The organism is Vulcanococcus sp. DEBay_Sum22DG08_74 (assembly GCF_017852955.1).
In the GTDB taxonomy this organism is placed as follows: domain Bacteria; phylum Cyanobacteriota; class Cyanobacteriia; order PCC-6307; family Cyanobiaceae; genus Vulcanococcus.
Map to the genome: position 1 here is coordinate 1 of NZ_JAFMKL010000007.1, position 12300 is coordinate 12300.

18 protein-coding genes are annotated in these 12300 nt (G+C 64.5%); 9 read left to right on the plus strand and 9 right to left on the minus strand.

Going from position 1 to position 12300, the window contains the following annotated elements; genetic code table 11:
- The 4 genes from QZ184_RS02005 to QZ184_RS02020 form a co-directional block, all read left to right on the plus strand.
- A partial coding sequence (locus QZ184_RS02005; protein ID WP_296417929.1) for a TCP-1/cpn60 chaperonin family protein occupies nt 1-195 on the plus strand: 195 nt, incomplete at its 5' end.
- Between the two features lie 284 nt (nt 196-479).
- Entirely contained in the window at nt 480-839 is a 360-nt protein-coding gene (locus tag QZ184_RS02010; RefSeq protein WP_296415788.1) for a hypothetical protein, read from the plus strand.
- A 59-nt stretch (nt 840-898) separates the two neighbouring features.
- Complete coding sequence (locus QZ184_RS02015) at nt 899-1264, plus strand: MscL family protein (RefSeq protein ID WP_247477135.1); 366 nt, start codon at nt 899-901, stop codon at nt 1262-1264.
- Nucleotides 1265-1363: 99 nt separating this feature from the next.
- Nucleotides 1364-2716: an ammonium transporter gene (locus QZ184_RS02020; protein WP_296417931.1), complete on the plus strand. Its 1353-nt coding sequence runs from the start codon at nt 1364-1366 to the stop codon at nt 2714-2716.
- Between the two features lie 60 nt (nt 2717-2776).
- On the opposite strand, the gene msrB is transcribed toward QZ184_RS02020, so the two are convergent.
- Genes msrB through gpmI form a run of 3 tightly spaced genes read right to left on the minus strand, consistent with a single transcriptional unit; the run spans nt 2777 to nt 5080 of the window.
- Complete coding sequence (gene msrB, locus QZ184_RS02025; protein ID WP_296415717.1) at nt 2777-3247, minus strand: peptide-methionine (R)-S-oxide reductase MsrB; 471 nt, start codon at nt 3245-3247, stop codon at nt 2777-2779.
- Between the two features lie 4 nt (nt 3248-3251).
- Nucleotides 3252-3488 carry a preprotein translocase subunit SecG gene (gene secG, locus QZ184_RS02030; protein ID WP_010315367.1) on the minus strand — a complete coding sequence of 79 codons (237 nt, stop codon included), beginning with the start codon at nt 3486-3488 and terminating at the stop codon, nt 3252-3254.
- Nucleotides 3489-3508: 20 nt separating this feature from the next.
- The gene (gene gpmI / locus QZ184_RS02035; protein WP_296417934.1) at nt 3509-5080 is read right to left on the minus strand and encodes a 2,3-bisphosphoglycerate-independent phosphoglycerate mutase; all 1572 of its coding nucleotides are present in this window, start codon (nt 5078-5080) and stop codon (nt 3509-3511) included.
- 239 nt (nt 5081-5319) lie between these two features.
- Between gpmI and pyrR the strand changes: the two genes are divergently transcribed.
- Nucleotides 5320-5862 (plus strand): bifunctional pyr operon transcriptional regulator/uracil phosphoribosyltransferase PyrR, encoded by a 543-nt coding sequence (pyrR, locus tag QZ184_RS02040; protein WP_247477142.1) that lies wholly within the window; start codon nt 5320-5322, stop codon nt 5860-5862.
- 9 nt (nt 5863-5871) lie between these two features.
- Here the strand turns inward: pyrR and QZ184_RS02045 are convergent, their stop codons facing one another.
- The 3 genes from QZ184_RS02045 to QZ184_RS02055 all read right to left on the minus strand — a co-directional run bounded on the left by QZ184_RS02045 (nt 5872) and on the right by QZ184_RS02055 (nt 8599).
- A complete protein-coding gene (locus tag QZ184_RS02045) occupies nt 5872-6093 on the minus strand; it encodes a ferredoxin-thioredoxin reductase variable chain (protein ID WP_010315371.1) in 222 nt (73 codons plus the stop codon).
- 41 nt (nt 6094-6134) lie between these two features.
- Nucleotides 6135-6965 (minus strand): hypothetical protein, encoded by an 831-nt coding sequence (locus QZ184_RS02050; RefSeq protein WP_247477144.1) that lies wholly within the window; start codon nt 6963-6965, stop codon nt 6135-6137.
- An 80-nt stretch (nt 6966-7045) separates the two neighbouring features.
- The gene (locus QZ184_RS02055; RefSeq protein ID WP_296417937.1) at nt 7046-8599 is read right to left on the minus strand and encodes an Hsp70 family protein; all 1554 of its coding nucleotides are present in this window, start codon (nt 8597-8599) and stop codon (nt 7046-7048) included.
- An 86-nt stretch (nt 8600-8685) separates the two neighbouring features.
- Between QZ184_RS02055 and QZ184_RS02060 the strand changes: the two genes are divergently transcribed.
- The 3 genes from QZ184_RS02060 (at nt 8686) to QZ184_RS02070 (ending at nt 9630) form a co-directional block, all read left to right on the plus strand.
- Nucleotides 8686-8991 carry a hypothetical protein gene (locus QZ184_RS02060; protein ID WP_010315376.1) on the plus strand — a complete coding sequence of 102 codons (306 nt, stop codon included), beginning with the start codon at nt 8686-8688 and terminating at the stop codon, nt 8989-8991.
- 3 nt (nt 8992-8994) lie between these two features.
- A complete protein-coding gene (locus QZ184_RS02065) occupies nt 8995-9225 on the plus strand; it encodes a DNA-directed RNA polymerase subunit omega (RefSeq protein ID WP_010315379.1) in 231 nt (76 codons plus the stop codon).
- Between the two features lie 96 nt (nt 9226-9321).
- Nucleotides 9322-9630 carry a DUF1818 family protein gene (locus tag QZ184_RS02070; RefSeq protein ID WP_363155351.1) on the plus strand — a complete coding sequence of 103 codons (309 nt, stop codon included), beginning with the start codon at nt 9322-9324 and terminating at the stop codon, nt 9628-9630.
- Here the strand turns inward: QZ184_RS02070 and QZ184_RS02075 are convergent.
- A complete protein-coding gene (locus QZ184_RS02075) occupies nt 9593-10471 on the minus strand; it encodes an NAD(P)-dependent oxidoreductase (RefSeq protein WP_296417939.1) in 879 nt (292 codons plus the stop codon). The genes QZ184_RS02070 and QZ184_RS02075 overlap by 38 nt on opposite strands.
- Before the next feature lie 358 nt (nt 10472-10829).
- Between QZ184_RS02075 and QZ184_RS02080 the strand changes: the two genes are divergently transcribed.
- Nucleotides 10830-11057: a DUF2811 domain-containing protein gene (locus tag QZ184_RS02080; RefSeq protein WP_010315385.1), complete on the plus strand. Its 228-nt coding sequence runs from the start codon at nt 10830-10832 to the stop codon at nt 11055-11057.
- On the opposite strand, the gene QZ184_RS02085 is transcribed toward QZ184_RS02080, so the two are convergent.
- The gene (locus tag QZ184_RS02085) at nt 11038-11799 is read right to left on the minus strand and encodes a hypothetical protein (RefSeq protein WP_296415728.1); all 762 of its coding nucleotides are present in this window, start codon (nt 11797-11799) and stop codon (nt 11038-11040) included. The genes QZ184_RS02080 and QZ184_RS02085 overlap by 20 nt on opposite strands.
- Nucleotides 11796-12254, minus strand: coding sequence for an EVE domain-containing protein (locus tag QZ184_RS02090; RefSeq protein WP_010315388.1), 459 nt, complete (start codon nt 12252-12254; stop codon nt 11796-11798). Before QZ184_RS02090 ends, QZ184_RS02085 begins: the two co-directional genes overlap by 4 nt.
- Nucleotides 12255-12300 lie beyond the last annotated feature (46 nt).

A 12300-nucleotide genomic window follows, 5' to 3' on the forward strand; every position in this document is an offset into this window, starting at 1 on the left:
GCCGTTGGTGAGTACGTCGACATGCTGGCTGCCGGCATCGTGGACCCCGCCAAGGTGACCCGCTCCGGTCTGCAGAACGCTGCCTCGATTGCAGGCATGGTTCTGACCACCGAGTGCATCGTGGCTGACATGCCCGAGAAGAAGGAAGCAGCTCCTGCCGGCGGCGGCATGGGCGGCGGCGACTTCGACTATTGAGGCCGGTCGGGGAGAGGGTGACCCCTCCCCGATGAACCTTCAGTCATTGCAATGCATCTGGGGCACATTCGTGCCCCTTTTTTGTGCCTATCGCTCGGCGTCGATCAGGGCGATCCCAGTCCTGCCAGGACTATTTGTCTAGGCGCTGCAATGCAGAGCTATGCCAGGGGGCCGCTTTTGTCTTGCCGCGAGGGCGAGCTGGTGCGGGTGCAAATGCTCGCCATTGAGCAGGGGAATGGGCGTGAAGAGGCGGACGTATTGTTTCGGCTATATGAGTCTTGGCTGTGCCGCGTCCTGGTGCTTTTGCTGCGAACTTCAGGCCTGAGGTTCTCGATCGCTTTCGGGAGCTCTGCCGGCGGCAGGGCAGGCAGTACACCAAGGTTCTTGAGCGCCTTGCGGAGGTGTATCTAGAGACGGAGGGTGCTGTTCTAGATGGAGCGGTCTCCGCTGGACCGGCGGACCCCGATCGGAAGAAGCGGCTGGTCCAGGTGGAGTCACTTCAGAACAAGCTGCTGGAGGACCTCTTGAAGCGAGTGGAGCTTCTCGAGAAGCAGAAGGTGAAGACGGACTATGAGATCGAGCGTGTTCAGAAGAGCGTTGCTTTTCTGCGCTCCGGTCTTCAAGAGCCCGACTCCAAGGGCTGAAGACTTAGGGGCTTTGAGTCACCCGTGTTCGAATGAAGGCCTGCTTTCCCAGGTCTTTCATGCTCGCTTTTCGTCGCTGGTTGAAGGAATTCACGGAGTTCTTCTTTCAGAAGGGCAATGCCCTGAACCTGGCCATTGCGGTGGTGGTGGGCACCCAGTTTCAGCAGATCGTCGATGCGCTCACGAAAGACCTGTTGATGCCATTGGTGAATCCCCTGATTCGCAATGGCGGCTGGGAAAAGTGGGAGATTCCCTATGCCGGTGGGCAGCTCCTGATTGGACAGGCTCTGAATGTGCTGCTCAATTCCCTGATTGTGGGCTGGGTGCTGTTCTTCATTGTTAAGGCGATCAACCGGTCCCAGCGCATGGCCTCGGCGGGGATGGATCGCCTGCGTGCTGCCCAGGGCGGGGAAGCCGAGGTCTGAGCGGACACGGATCACCTAGAGCTCATCAAATTGTTCGCAGCGAACAGTCCATCTCCTGCGTTGTCTGAAACGGTAGCCGTCATCACCGAATGAGTTCGCGTGCCGTTTCTTTCGCGACAGCGCCGATTGCTGATCGCTGTTCTCACTGTTCCTGCGCTGCAGTTCCTGCTGGGTGCGTTCTTGCCAGCCCAGGCGGCAGAAGCCTCGCTGGATAGCTCCGACAACACCCTGCTGCTGATCTCAGCGGCGATGGTGCTCTTGATGACCCCTGGTCTGGCCTTCTTCTACGGCGGCTTTGTTCAGGGGCGCAACGTCCTCAACACGATGGCGATGAGCTTCGTGATGATGGGCATCGCCACCTTGGTCTGGGCCAGCTTTGGTTTCAGCTTGGCCTTCGCCGATGGCGGTGCGGCCCAGGCGGTGGTGGGGAACCCCTTCACCTTTGCCCTGCTCGAGCGTCTGCCGGAGGTCTGGGATGGTCTTGCGGTTCCCGGTCTGACCTTTGCCCTGTTCCAGGGCATGTTCGCGATCATCACGCCGGCCCTGATCTCCGGTGCCCTGGTGGAGCGCATCAGCTTCCGCTTCTGGTGCCTGTTCACGCCGATCTGGCTGCTGCTGGTCTATTCCCCGCTGGCCCACATGGTCTGGGGCGGCGGCTTCCTGGGCAAAGATCTCGATTTCGCCGGTGGCACCGTCGTGCACATCAGCTCCGGCGTGACCGCACTGGTGCTGGCCGGTCTGATCGGTGCGCGCCGTCAGTGGCCCAAGGCGATCCGTCCTCCCCATGACGTGACCCAGATCCTGCTGGGTACCGGGTTGCTCTGGTTTGGTTGGTTCGGCTTCAACGGCGGCAGCCAGCTGGCTGTTGGCGGCGCCGAGATTCCCTTCACCACCACCCACGTCGCTGCTGCTGCGGGTCTGGTGGCCTGGTCGGTGGTGGAGACCTGGCGCGACGGCAAGCCCACCGCCGTTGGCATGGCCACCGGGGCTGTGGCTGGCTTGGTGGGCGTGACCCCCGCCGCTGGTTTTGTGACCATCGGCTCGGGCATGGCCATCGGTGCGATCACCGCCGTCCTCTGCTACATCTCGGTCCAGGTCAAGGTGAAGCTGCGCTTTGACGATTCCCTCGACACCTATGCCGTCCATGGCGTCGGCGGTACCGCGGGTGCCCTGCTCACCGGCGTCTTTGCCAACGCTGAGTTGATCGCCTCCCACCCCGCCGGCCAGGTCCTGGCGGAACAGGGCCGTGGAGCCCTGGTGCTGGGTCAGCTGCAGGCGGTTCTGGTGGCCTATGGCCTGGCTGCCCTTGGCACCCTCTTAATTGCCGGTGTCTTGCGCGGTCTTGGTGTTCAGTTCCGTGTCGGCGAAAACGCTGAAAACCTCGGCGTTGATGTGGCTGAACACGGCGAAGAGGCCTACGCCGAGCGCGTCGGTTCGCCTCAGCTGTTCTGAGCACAAGCTCAATAAGCAAGCCCGGGGTGCAGCGCATCCCGGGCTTTTTGCTGTCTTGTCTTAGGCGTTGGGCGTAAAGCTCAGCGCCACCCCGTTGTTGCAGTAGCGCTTGCCGGTCGGGCGAGGACCGTCACCGAAGACGTGACCTTGATGGCCGCCGCAGCGGCGGCAGTGGTATTCGGTCCGGGGGACGATCAATTTGAAGTCCACCTTGGTCTCGATCGCATTGGCCAGGGGCTCCCAGAAGCTGGGCCAGCCGGTGCCGCTGTCGTACTTCGCCTTGGAGCTGAACAGCGGTAGATCACAACCGGCGCAGTGGAAGATGCCGGCGCGTTTCTCGTTGTTCAGGGGGCTGGAGAAAGGGCGCTCGGTCCCCTCCTGACGCAGGACCTGGTACGCCGCTGGAGACAGGCGTGCCTTCCACTGGGCATCCGTGAGTTGCCACTGCGGATCAGCTGCCTTGCTGGCAGCATCCGCCGATTTGCCGCCCACCAGCAGGGCCAAGGAGGCGAGCAATCCCCGTCGTGTCATCGCGTTAGAGACCTTTGAACCAGCCGGCGCTGAGGGCCGTGGCCAGTCCCATGAAGATGGCGAGCAGGGTCCAGGTGATGCGGTTCAGGGTCGCCTCGGCGCTGCGGGCGCTGCTGAACATCGAGCTGCCGCTGGAGGCGATGCCACCCATGCCATCCCCCTTGGGGCTGTGCAGGAGAACGGTGATCACCAGCAGTGCACCACTGCTGAGCCAGATCCAGGTGAGGGTGGTTTGAATCATCGATGCAGCCTAGGCAGTGACTAGACGCCGAGGGTCTGAGGGATGCGGCTCGGTTGGCTTGGGCTGCCCAGGGGCGTGATCAGGGAGGCGCCAGTCATACGGCTCGGCTGCTCCAGGCCCAGGATCTCCAGCAGGGTCGGGGCCACATCCGCCAGGCCACCACCACTGCGCAGTTCGACGGCGGTGCCGTGGCCGGGGATCTTGCGCTTTTCTCCCTCCACAAGGATCAAGGGGACGGGGTTGGTGGTGTGGGCGGTCCAGGGCAGGCCATCGGGGCCTTCCATCAGCTCGGCGTTGCCGTGGTCGGCGGTGACGATCAGGGTGCCGCCCATGCGGTTGGTGGCCTCCAGCAGGCGGCCCACGCTCCGGTCGACTGCGCCGATGGCTTCAACGGTGGCTTCCATCGCCCCGGTGTGGCCCACCATGTCGGGATTGGCGTAGTTGATCACCACCAGGGAATAGATCCCCTTGTTGACCGCGGAGATGCAGTTGTCGGTCAGCTGCTCGGCGGACATCGCTGGAGCCTGGTCGTAGGTGGCGACGCGAGGGGAGGGGACCAGGTGACGGTCCTCGCCGGGGTAGGGCTGCTCGATGCCCCCATTCATGAAGTAGGTGACGTGGGGGTACTTCTCGGTTTCTGCAGTGCGGAACTGCCGCAGCCCGGCTTCGGAGACCACCTGACCCAGCAGACCATCAAGGGACTCAGGGGGGAAGGCCACGCTCACCGGCAGGCCGGCTTCGTATTGGGTGAAGGTAACGACGTTGAGGTCGGGGATGAACGTCCGCTCAAAGCCATCGAAGCCTTCCACCACAAGCGCTTTGACCAGCTGACGGACGCGGTCAGGGCGGAAGTTGAACAGCACCACACCGTCCCCGGATTCGATCGCGCCGGGAGCCAGTCGGGTGGGCTCGAGGAATTCGTCGTAGATCTCCTCGCAGTAGGACGCCTTCAGGACCTCCTGGGGCGAGAGTTCGCTGATCGTTCCCTCTTCGGTGAGCAGGCGGTAGGCCTTTTCGGTGCGCTCCCAGCGGTTATCACGATCCATCGCCCAGTAGCGCCCGCAGAGGGTGCTGATCCGGCCGATTCCTGCCTTCTCGATCTGGGCTTCGATCGTGTTGAGGAAAGGCTCGGCGCTTTGCGGCGGGGTGTCACGGCCATCGGTGATGGCGTGGATGCAGACCTCCTTGAGGCCGCGGGCCTTGGCCCATTGCAGCAGGCCCCCCAGGTGGTCGATGTGGCTATGGACGCCACCGTCGGAGCAGAGGCCGATCAGATGCAGCGTCTTGCCACTAGCCCGAAGTTGATCGGCCAGGGCGTTGAGTTCTGCGTTCTCAGCGATGCTGCCGTCGCGCACGGCCTGGCTGATGCGCACCAGTTCCTGGCGAATGATGCGGCCGGCGCCGATGGTCAGGTGACCGACTTCCGAGTTGCCCATCTGATCGTCCGGGAGGCCGACATCGGCGCCGCTGGCTTCGATCAGGGTGTGGGGATAGGCATGCCAGAGGGCATCCATCACCGGGGTTTGGGCCGCCCGGATGGCGTTATGGCTGTCGTCGTGGCGGTAGCCCCATCCATCCAGGATGCAGAGCACAACAGGCGCAATCGCTCCGTTCTGGGAGGACTGCGAAGGACCTGCTGCGGTCCCCGCGTTGTGCGAGCTCGATTCGGTGGACGGTATGGCTGTCACCCGATAAAACCCCGCCTTTCCCTGCACGACCAGATGGCTCCAACCTACCTCTTGCCTTGCGCTGAGCCAGTCCTCAGCATGGTTGCGTCAGCTTTTGGCTACACCATGGGTTCCCACGCCCATCGCGCTCCCTTCTGAGACCCATGGCCGTTGATCGCGTTGAAATCCTGTCAGCGGTTGAGTTGGGACGGACCCTGAACCGCTTGGCCTCCCAGGTGCTGGAGAGCATCGATGACAGCCGCGATCTGGTCTTGCTGGGTATCCCAACCCGAGGGGTTGCCTTGGCCGAGGTTTTGGCTCAGTTGCTTGAGCAGCTCTCGGGGCATCCGGTGGACTGCGGCAGCGTCGATCCCACCTTTCACCGCGATGACCTGGATCGCGTCGGTACACGCCTGGTGACGCCGACCTCCTTGCCGTCGAGCCTCGATGGCAAGGAGGTGGTTCTGGTGGATGACGTGATTTTCACGGGGCGCACCGTGCGCGCTGCCCTTGAGGCTCTGCAGGCCTGGGGCCGTCCCAAGCGGGTTTCGCTGCTGGCGATGGTGGACCGCGGCCACCGGGAGCTGCCGATTCAGCCGGACTTCTGTGGTCGCGTGGTCCCGACGAACCGTCAGGAGCTGATCGCCCTCTGCCTCAAGGGGATCGACGGCGAAGAGGGGGTGTTCCTCTTAAAAGGTGAGCCCTAGGGCTGGCCCTCAGGCCACCGCCTCAAGTTCATCGGCGCGGAAGTGGGCGCGGAACTTTCCGAAGGCCACGATCACCGGCATGGTCGGGCTGATGGTGCGGCCCTTGTAGTCGTTCAGGACCTGGAAGACCTCCCCCTGCTGGCCCTTGAGATCGAAGGCCTGGCCGCGGTGCTGCGGGTGGTGGAAGACCACAACGCTCTGGCTGACCGTGACTTGATCTCCCGCCTGCATGAAGGATCGCCCTGAAGTGGTGGCCATCCTGTCACGCGTGATTAACGCCTGCAGGCTGTCTCGGGCCCATCCTCGATGACCTGTCCCCCCAGTTCGGCGCAGGCTTGGCTGAAGGCTTGCCAGTCATCCAGCCCTTGGCTGAGCTTCTGGCTGACGAGTCGGCTGAGCTGGGCCTCGGGGACGTTGGAGCCCAGGCCTCCATGGGAGTCGTGCTCGCCGTGGTCGCGCTTGCGCAGCCCCTCGATTCCCCCCTCGACCTGTTGGCGTAGGGCTTGGGTGTGTTGTTTCCACCAGGGATGTTCGATGCGATTGAGGGCATCGAGGGCTTCCCACCAGCGCTCTTGGGGGATCAGCCGGGCAGCCCGCTCCTTTTGAAACCGGTTTCGGCTCCAGTCCTCACGGAGTTGATCGCCCAGGGCAGTGCCTTGGGGGTTTTGGTCGGCATTCAGGCTCTTGAGCACCGCCAAGGCCCGATCCAGTTGTCCGCGGCGGTAGAGGGACAGGGCTTCGGTCTCCAGTTGCTGTTGCCAAGTCAGCAGGCGCTGTTGGTCCTCCGGGGTGCTGTTGCCGGAGTTGACGAGCAGACGCTGCAGTTGCAGAGCCTGGGCTGGTTGTTGGGCCAGCCAGAGCTGTTCGGCTTTCAGCCGGCGGCAGCGGCTGAGTTCCAAGGGGGCTTGGCCCCCGAGCCAGCGCAGGGCTGAGAGCTGTTCGCCAAAGAGCAGGCAGTCATCCAGTCGCCCGGCTTTGGCCGCTTGATCGAGCCGAGTGGGAAGTTGTTTCTCCCACCAGTAGGCCGCGCCAACCCCCGATGCCACCAAGCCCAAGGTGAGCACCAGCCAAAAACGCGGAAGCCGGTGTCGGCGGATGGCCAAGTGGCGGGTCTGGAGTCCAGCTCCGTTCTATGCAGCGACCTTCCAGTGATCACGCGGCCAGGGGCAGAGTTCGAGCCGGCCTAGCGGACCGCCCCCAAATCGATCGTGCTTTGGCGGATTTGGGTCTGTAGATCCAAAGGTTCAACCTGCAGGTGGCAGGCCGAATCGATCCAAAACCGCAGCTCGATGCGGTCCTCGCCGGGACTGCCGCAGGGGCTCAGGGGAATCTGGACAGGAGCCTGCGGCCAGGCCTGGACCCGGGCGGATCCAGCGCTGTTGCGGCGCAGGACCGGCAGGCCATCGACAAAGACGACTTCGCTGCGTTCCTCGGCTTGGGGTTCGCCCAGCACCAGTTCCAGGGCGCTCTGCTCGGCCTGGCTGCAGGACAGGCGGATGGTCAGGGGTTGCTCGATCGGCCAGCTCTGGCCCGCCACGAACAGCGGATGCCAGCGATGTTCAGCGCTGCGCTGATCCCAGCAACGCAGGGAGACCCCTTGGCTGAGCACATCTTTGATGCGAACACCGGGGGTCAGGCTCAAGGCGCCCAGGGCCACGGCTTCCACGGGGCGGCTCCCCCGCAGGGGGATGCCCGGGAGCCGTTGCTGGATCCAGTCGCGAATCAAGGGGATCTGGGCGCTTCCCCCCACGGGCAGAACCGCATCAATGTCCTCGGCTTGCACGCCCGCGGCCCGCGCTGCCGCCAGAACGGTCTCCAGCAAGTCGTCCAACAGGCTCAGCAGCCCCCGCTCCTCGAGCAGTTGCTGGAGCTCCGCCCGCTGCAGCCGCAGCGGGATGGCGCCGGCGTCCTGGGGCGTCCAGAGCGCCAGCGCCTCCTCCGCTTCGCTCAATTCGCACTTGAGCCTTTCGCAGACCTCGAGCAGTCCCCGCGGCGGGCTGGTCCAATCCGGGCAGAGATGGGCCGCAATCCAGCGGTCGAGATCGCGGCCGCCGATGGCCAGTCCGGCCTTCCCCAGGACCTCGGCGGTCCGCAGGGTTTGCTGGCTGTTGTTGAGGTTCCGGCCGCCAAAGCGCAGCAGTTGGGCGATGGGTGCTGCCCGGCCCTCGCCGCCCGGCAGCGCCACCAGCGACAGGTCGGTGGTGCCCCCGCCCACGTCGACCACCAGCACACGGCTGCCCGGGGGGAGGCCTGCGCCGATGGCCGCAGCGGTGGGCTCATCCACCAGGGCCACATCAGGGACGTCCATGGCCTCGACGGCCTCCAGCAGCCACTGTCGGTAGCCCCGGTAGCCATCGATCGGTGCGGTCAGCACCAGCCGATCCGGTGCAAGGGCCTCCGGTAGATGGGACCAGATCTGCTCCAGCAGCAGGCGCCCGCTTTGTTCTGGGCTCAGCCAGCTGCCACTGGTCTCGCTGCTGGGTTGACCGATCAGACGTTTGAAGTCCCGCTGCAGCTGGGGCCCGTCCTGCTCCAGGAGTCCCCCTTCGACGACCTGCCGTCCAATCAGCGGTTGGCGGGTCTCCCGATCCGCCAGCCAGATCAGGCTGGGGATGACGACCGGATCGGCGCTGCTGAAGGGCGGCAGCGGCAGCAGGCAGGCGCTCTGATCGCCGGCGCCTTGATGGGCCACCACCGTGGTGGTGCTGCCGAGGTCAATGGCAAGGGTGCCGGCCATTGGCCAAAGCTGAAGGGAAACTGCCGTCTAAGAGGGTGACGCAAAACCAGACTTCATGGTGAGACAAGCGGGACTTGTCTTGGGTTATGGAGCGGGTTGCTGTTGCCCTGTGGTCGTTCTATCGGGAGGACCCCGAGCAGGCGCGTCGCCTGGATCCTCTCCTCGCCGCGCGGCTGTCCCGCGGTTGGGGCTCCTTGCGGATCGAGTGCAGGGATCTCGCCCACCGCGCCATGGTCTGTGGCGTGATCGATCTGCTGAGGCCGCCGCTGGAGGCGCTTCAGTTGGCCCGCGAGATACGTCTGGTGGTGGCTGGGGAGGAGCCGATGGTCTTCCCCGTCAGCGTTCCCTTATCCAGCAGTCTGCTGACCTACGATGAGTCGATCGGCGAATAGTGCATGTATCTCGGCGTCAACGTCAGCCCCAAAGAGCTCGCGCAGCGCGCTGAGAATCTCGTTCGGCAGTCCAGCAACCGCTACCTGACCACCGTCCGCATCGCCTTCCGCGCCAAGCAGCGTCGTTTCGATGACTTCGACGGTCTGCTGGAGGATTCGATGGTGAAGCCCGTGCAGCGCGCCATCATCGAGCTGAGCGACGAGCAGGACCAGCCCGATCTGCTTCCTGGTTGAGCCTCAACGGATGCGGTTCGCTCCCGGGTGACCGTGATTGAACGCGAAGGAGAAGGGTGGCGGTTGGCATGGGATGCCGGCCGTCACCCTTTTTCCGTGTTGATCGGAGGAGATGGCTGGGCGGTGGAGCTCAGTGAGGCCGAAGCCTGCAGCCTCCGCGATGGCCTGGGCGCGCTCATCGACCAGCACCGTCAGCTGATCGATCAACTGATGGCCGAAGAAGCGATCGAGCTTGAGCTCGAACGGGAGGGCTGGTGGATGGCCCTCGATGGCGACCGCCAGGGCTGGGCGTTGCGGGTGATGCTCACCCCTGGGCCGGGGCAGCGGGCGATCGAGGGCAGCTGGAGCCGGGAGGCAGCCGCTGGCTTTACCGCGGCGCTCTCGCAGCTCCATGGCCAGCCGTGAGGGCGTGCAGGGCGCAGTAATCCAGCCCATCGAGGCCCGCTGCAGTGGAGCCTTCCAGCAGGTGCAGGAGTCCTTCGAGCCCGTCGCCATTCAGTCCTGCGGCTTGCGTGGCCTGGAGGAAGAGGGCGAGGTCCTTGCGCAGGTGGGCCGTAGGGAAGTTGGGGTTGCCGTAGTCGCCCGCGAGTTCCCGCTCCAGTTTCTTGTCGAAGGTGGGGGCGTAGAGGGCACTTCCGCGCAGGATCTCCATGAAGGCCTCCACCTCCACCCCGCTGCGCTGCACCAGATGCAGCGAGAGGCTGAAGGCATGGGTGAGGCTGGCGATGAGCTGGTTGAGGGCCAGCTTGCAGGCCATGGCGCTGCCCACGGCCCCAAGCCGCCTGGGGGCTTCGCTGAGTTGGGTCAGGATCGGTTGGGCCGCGGCAAAGACCGCCGGCTCGCCTCCCGCCATCAGTTGCAGCCGGCCGAGGAGGGCTTCCGGTTTGCTGCCCAGGACCGGAGCTTCCAGGTAGCGCCCTCCGCGCGCTGCCACACCATCGGCCAGGGCCTGGCTTTCCTCGGGGCCGATCGTGGCGATTTGGATCACGGTGCGGCCGTCGAGCTGCTGATCCAGGTCCCCGAGAAGCAGTGCCGAGGTGCTGGGTCCATCGCTCAGCACGGTGATCAGCCAGTCCGCCTGCTCGGCCACCTCCCGGGCCGTGGCGGCGCTGCGGGCTCCCGCCTGGATCAAGTCTTGGCAGCGCTCCGGCGAGCGGTTCCAGACCCAGAGCTCCTGCTCACCCTCGAGGAGCCGCCGGGCGATCGCACCCCCCAGCAGGCCGGTTCCAAACAGGGCGATGGCCATGGCGGCAGGGGTGAGATTGCTGATGAGATCATCGCTCTGATCAGGACTGCTGATCTCCGTTTTTCTCCCAGCCGAGCGCGCCTCTTCCCCAGGGTTTTGCACTGGTTTTCCACAGCCTGAGGGCACCAGCGGGCAGTCGCCCCAGTCACCTGGGGAGAACGGCCATCAATTCGGCAAGCCCTGTTGACAAGCCCTGGGGGCCTGACAGGGGTGCTGGCTCGCTCCCCGCTGTAGGGCGCAAACCCGCTCGGGCTGCTGTGATCTAGCCCTGAGATCCCCTGGGAATGGCTCGATCAGGGCGGTGTTGACCGTTCCCTCGCGTTGTGGGGAACTAGTGCTCATCGACCGCAGGAACGGCATGGAAGCAACTGGCACGGTGAGCATGTGCGCTGAGGTTCCCGAGCCCCTGCTTCAGTCCATGCAGGGCTTCATTGAGGCCCACCCCAACTGGGACCAATACCGCCTCTTCCAGGCGGCCCTGGCCGGCTTTCTGGTCCAGAACGGCGTGCAGACCCGTGAGATCACCCGTTGCTATCTGGCGAACCTCTTCCCGCAGCAATCGCGCTTCAGCGAGCCCCTCGCCTGATCCGGCGCCATTGGACATAGCTGTTGGTCACGGTCGTGGCCATCAGGCAGAGGGATGGCACCACCACCGCGCAGGTGATCAGCAGGCCCGAGCCATCCCAGAGCAGTTCACTCAGGAGGCCCAGGATGAAGGGCAGGCCTGTGATGGCCAGCAGCACCGCCGAGAGAGCCAGCAGCCCCGGCCCTTGCTGCTCCAGCAGCACAAAGCCTGCCCGGAAGGCTTGGGTCGCTCCGAGGCCTTCCGCCACCACTAGGCAGGCGTTGAAGAGCTGACTGAGGGCGAGTCCGCCCCCGAGGACGACGCCAACCACCAGGGGCAGGGGCGCCAGAGGCTCAGCAATCAGCAGCAGCAGGGACCAGCTCAGAAAGCTCGTCAACACGATCAAGCTGAGGGCGGCGGTGAGGCGCAGGACCCCCCGGGTGAGGTGCCAGCTGCAGGCACCGTGCCAGCGGTAGAGGGCGTCGGCCTTGGGGGCCAGGCCGCGACTGAGATCCAATCCCGCTCGCGTGAGGCCATCGATCAACCAGATCAGGCTGATGGCATACAGCGCAATCCCGATCAGCCGGATCAGTAGGGAGAGTCCAGCGTTGCTGATGGCTTCCCCCAGGCCGAACAAGACCCAACCCAACAGATGCAGGCCAAACAGGCTGGCGGTAAATCCCAGAACAATCCGCGGGTGAGCCCTCAGTTGGCTGAGGCTGTCGAGCAAGGCTCGCCCCGGCTTGATCTGGGCTTGCTTCAAAGGGGTCCGAGGAGGGCAAGGAGCCGCTCAGCGCTGGCATCAGGGACCGGCAGGATCGAAAGACGATTGCCGTTGCGCACCACCGGCAGCTCCTCGACGCTGAACTGCTCCCGCAGGGCATCAAGGCTCAGCATGGCGCCAAAGGTGCCGACGTACTTCAGGCGAACACAGTCCCAGCGGGGTGCTTCCGGTTTGGATTTGGGGTCGAAGTATTTGTTCTCTGAATCGAATTGAGAGGGGTCAGTGATCCCGGTCTCGATCACTTCCATCATCCCGACAATGCCCGGTGGTTTGGCGTTGGAGTGATAGAAGAAAGCGCGATCGCCGATCGACATCGAGCGCATGAAATTGCGCGCTTGATAGTTGCGAATGCCATCCCACAGCGTTGTGCCCTCGCGCTGGAGATGCTGGATGCCATAGACATCCGGCTCACTCTTCATCAGCCAGTAGGCCAAGGCTGCTCGTCCCGTTGGCCGCGAGTGTAAGGCGGTTGTTCAGGCC

Coding starts and splice junctions, on each gene's coding strand:
- QZ184_RS02075 (WP_296417939.1), bottom strand. CDS start 10,471: ATGGCCATCGCCCTGTTTGGAACCGGCCTGCTGGGGGGTGCGATCGCC.
- pyrR (WP_247477142.1), top strand. CDS start 5,320: ATGGCCGTTGATCGCGTTGAAATCCTGTCAGCGGTTGAGTTGGGACGG.
- QZ184_RS02015 (WP_247477135.1), top strand. CDS start 899: ATGCTCGCTTTTCGTCGCTGGTTGAAGGAATTCACGGAGTTCTTCTTT.
- QZ184_RS02045 (WP_010315371.1), bottom strand. CDS start 6,093: ATGCAGGCGGGAGATCAAGTCACGGTCAGCCAGAGCGTTGTGGTCTTC.
- QZ184_RS02055 (WP_296417937.1), bottom strand. CDS start 8,599: ATGGCCGGCACCCTTGCCATTGACCTCGGCAGCACCACCACGGTGGTG.
- QZ184_RS02065 (WP_010315379.1), top strand. CDS start 8,995: ATGTATCTCGGCGTCAACGTCAGCCCCAAAGAGCTCGCGCAGCGCGCT.
- QZ184_RS02080 (WP_010315385.1), top strand. CDS start 10,830: ATGGAAGCAACTGGCACGGTGAGCATGTGCGCTGAGGTTCCCGAGCCC.
- secG (WP_010315367.1), bottom strand. CDS start 3,488: ATGATTCAAACCACCCTCACCTGGATCTGGCTCAGCAGTGGTGCACTG.
- msrB (WP_296415717.1), bottom strand. CDS start 3,247: ATGACACGACGGGGATTGCTCGCCTCCTTGGCCCTGCTGGTGGGCGGC.
- QZ184_RS02060 (WP_010315376.1), top strand. CDS start 8,686: ATGGAGCGGGTTGCTGTTGCCCTGTGGTCGTTCTATCGGGAGGACCCC.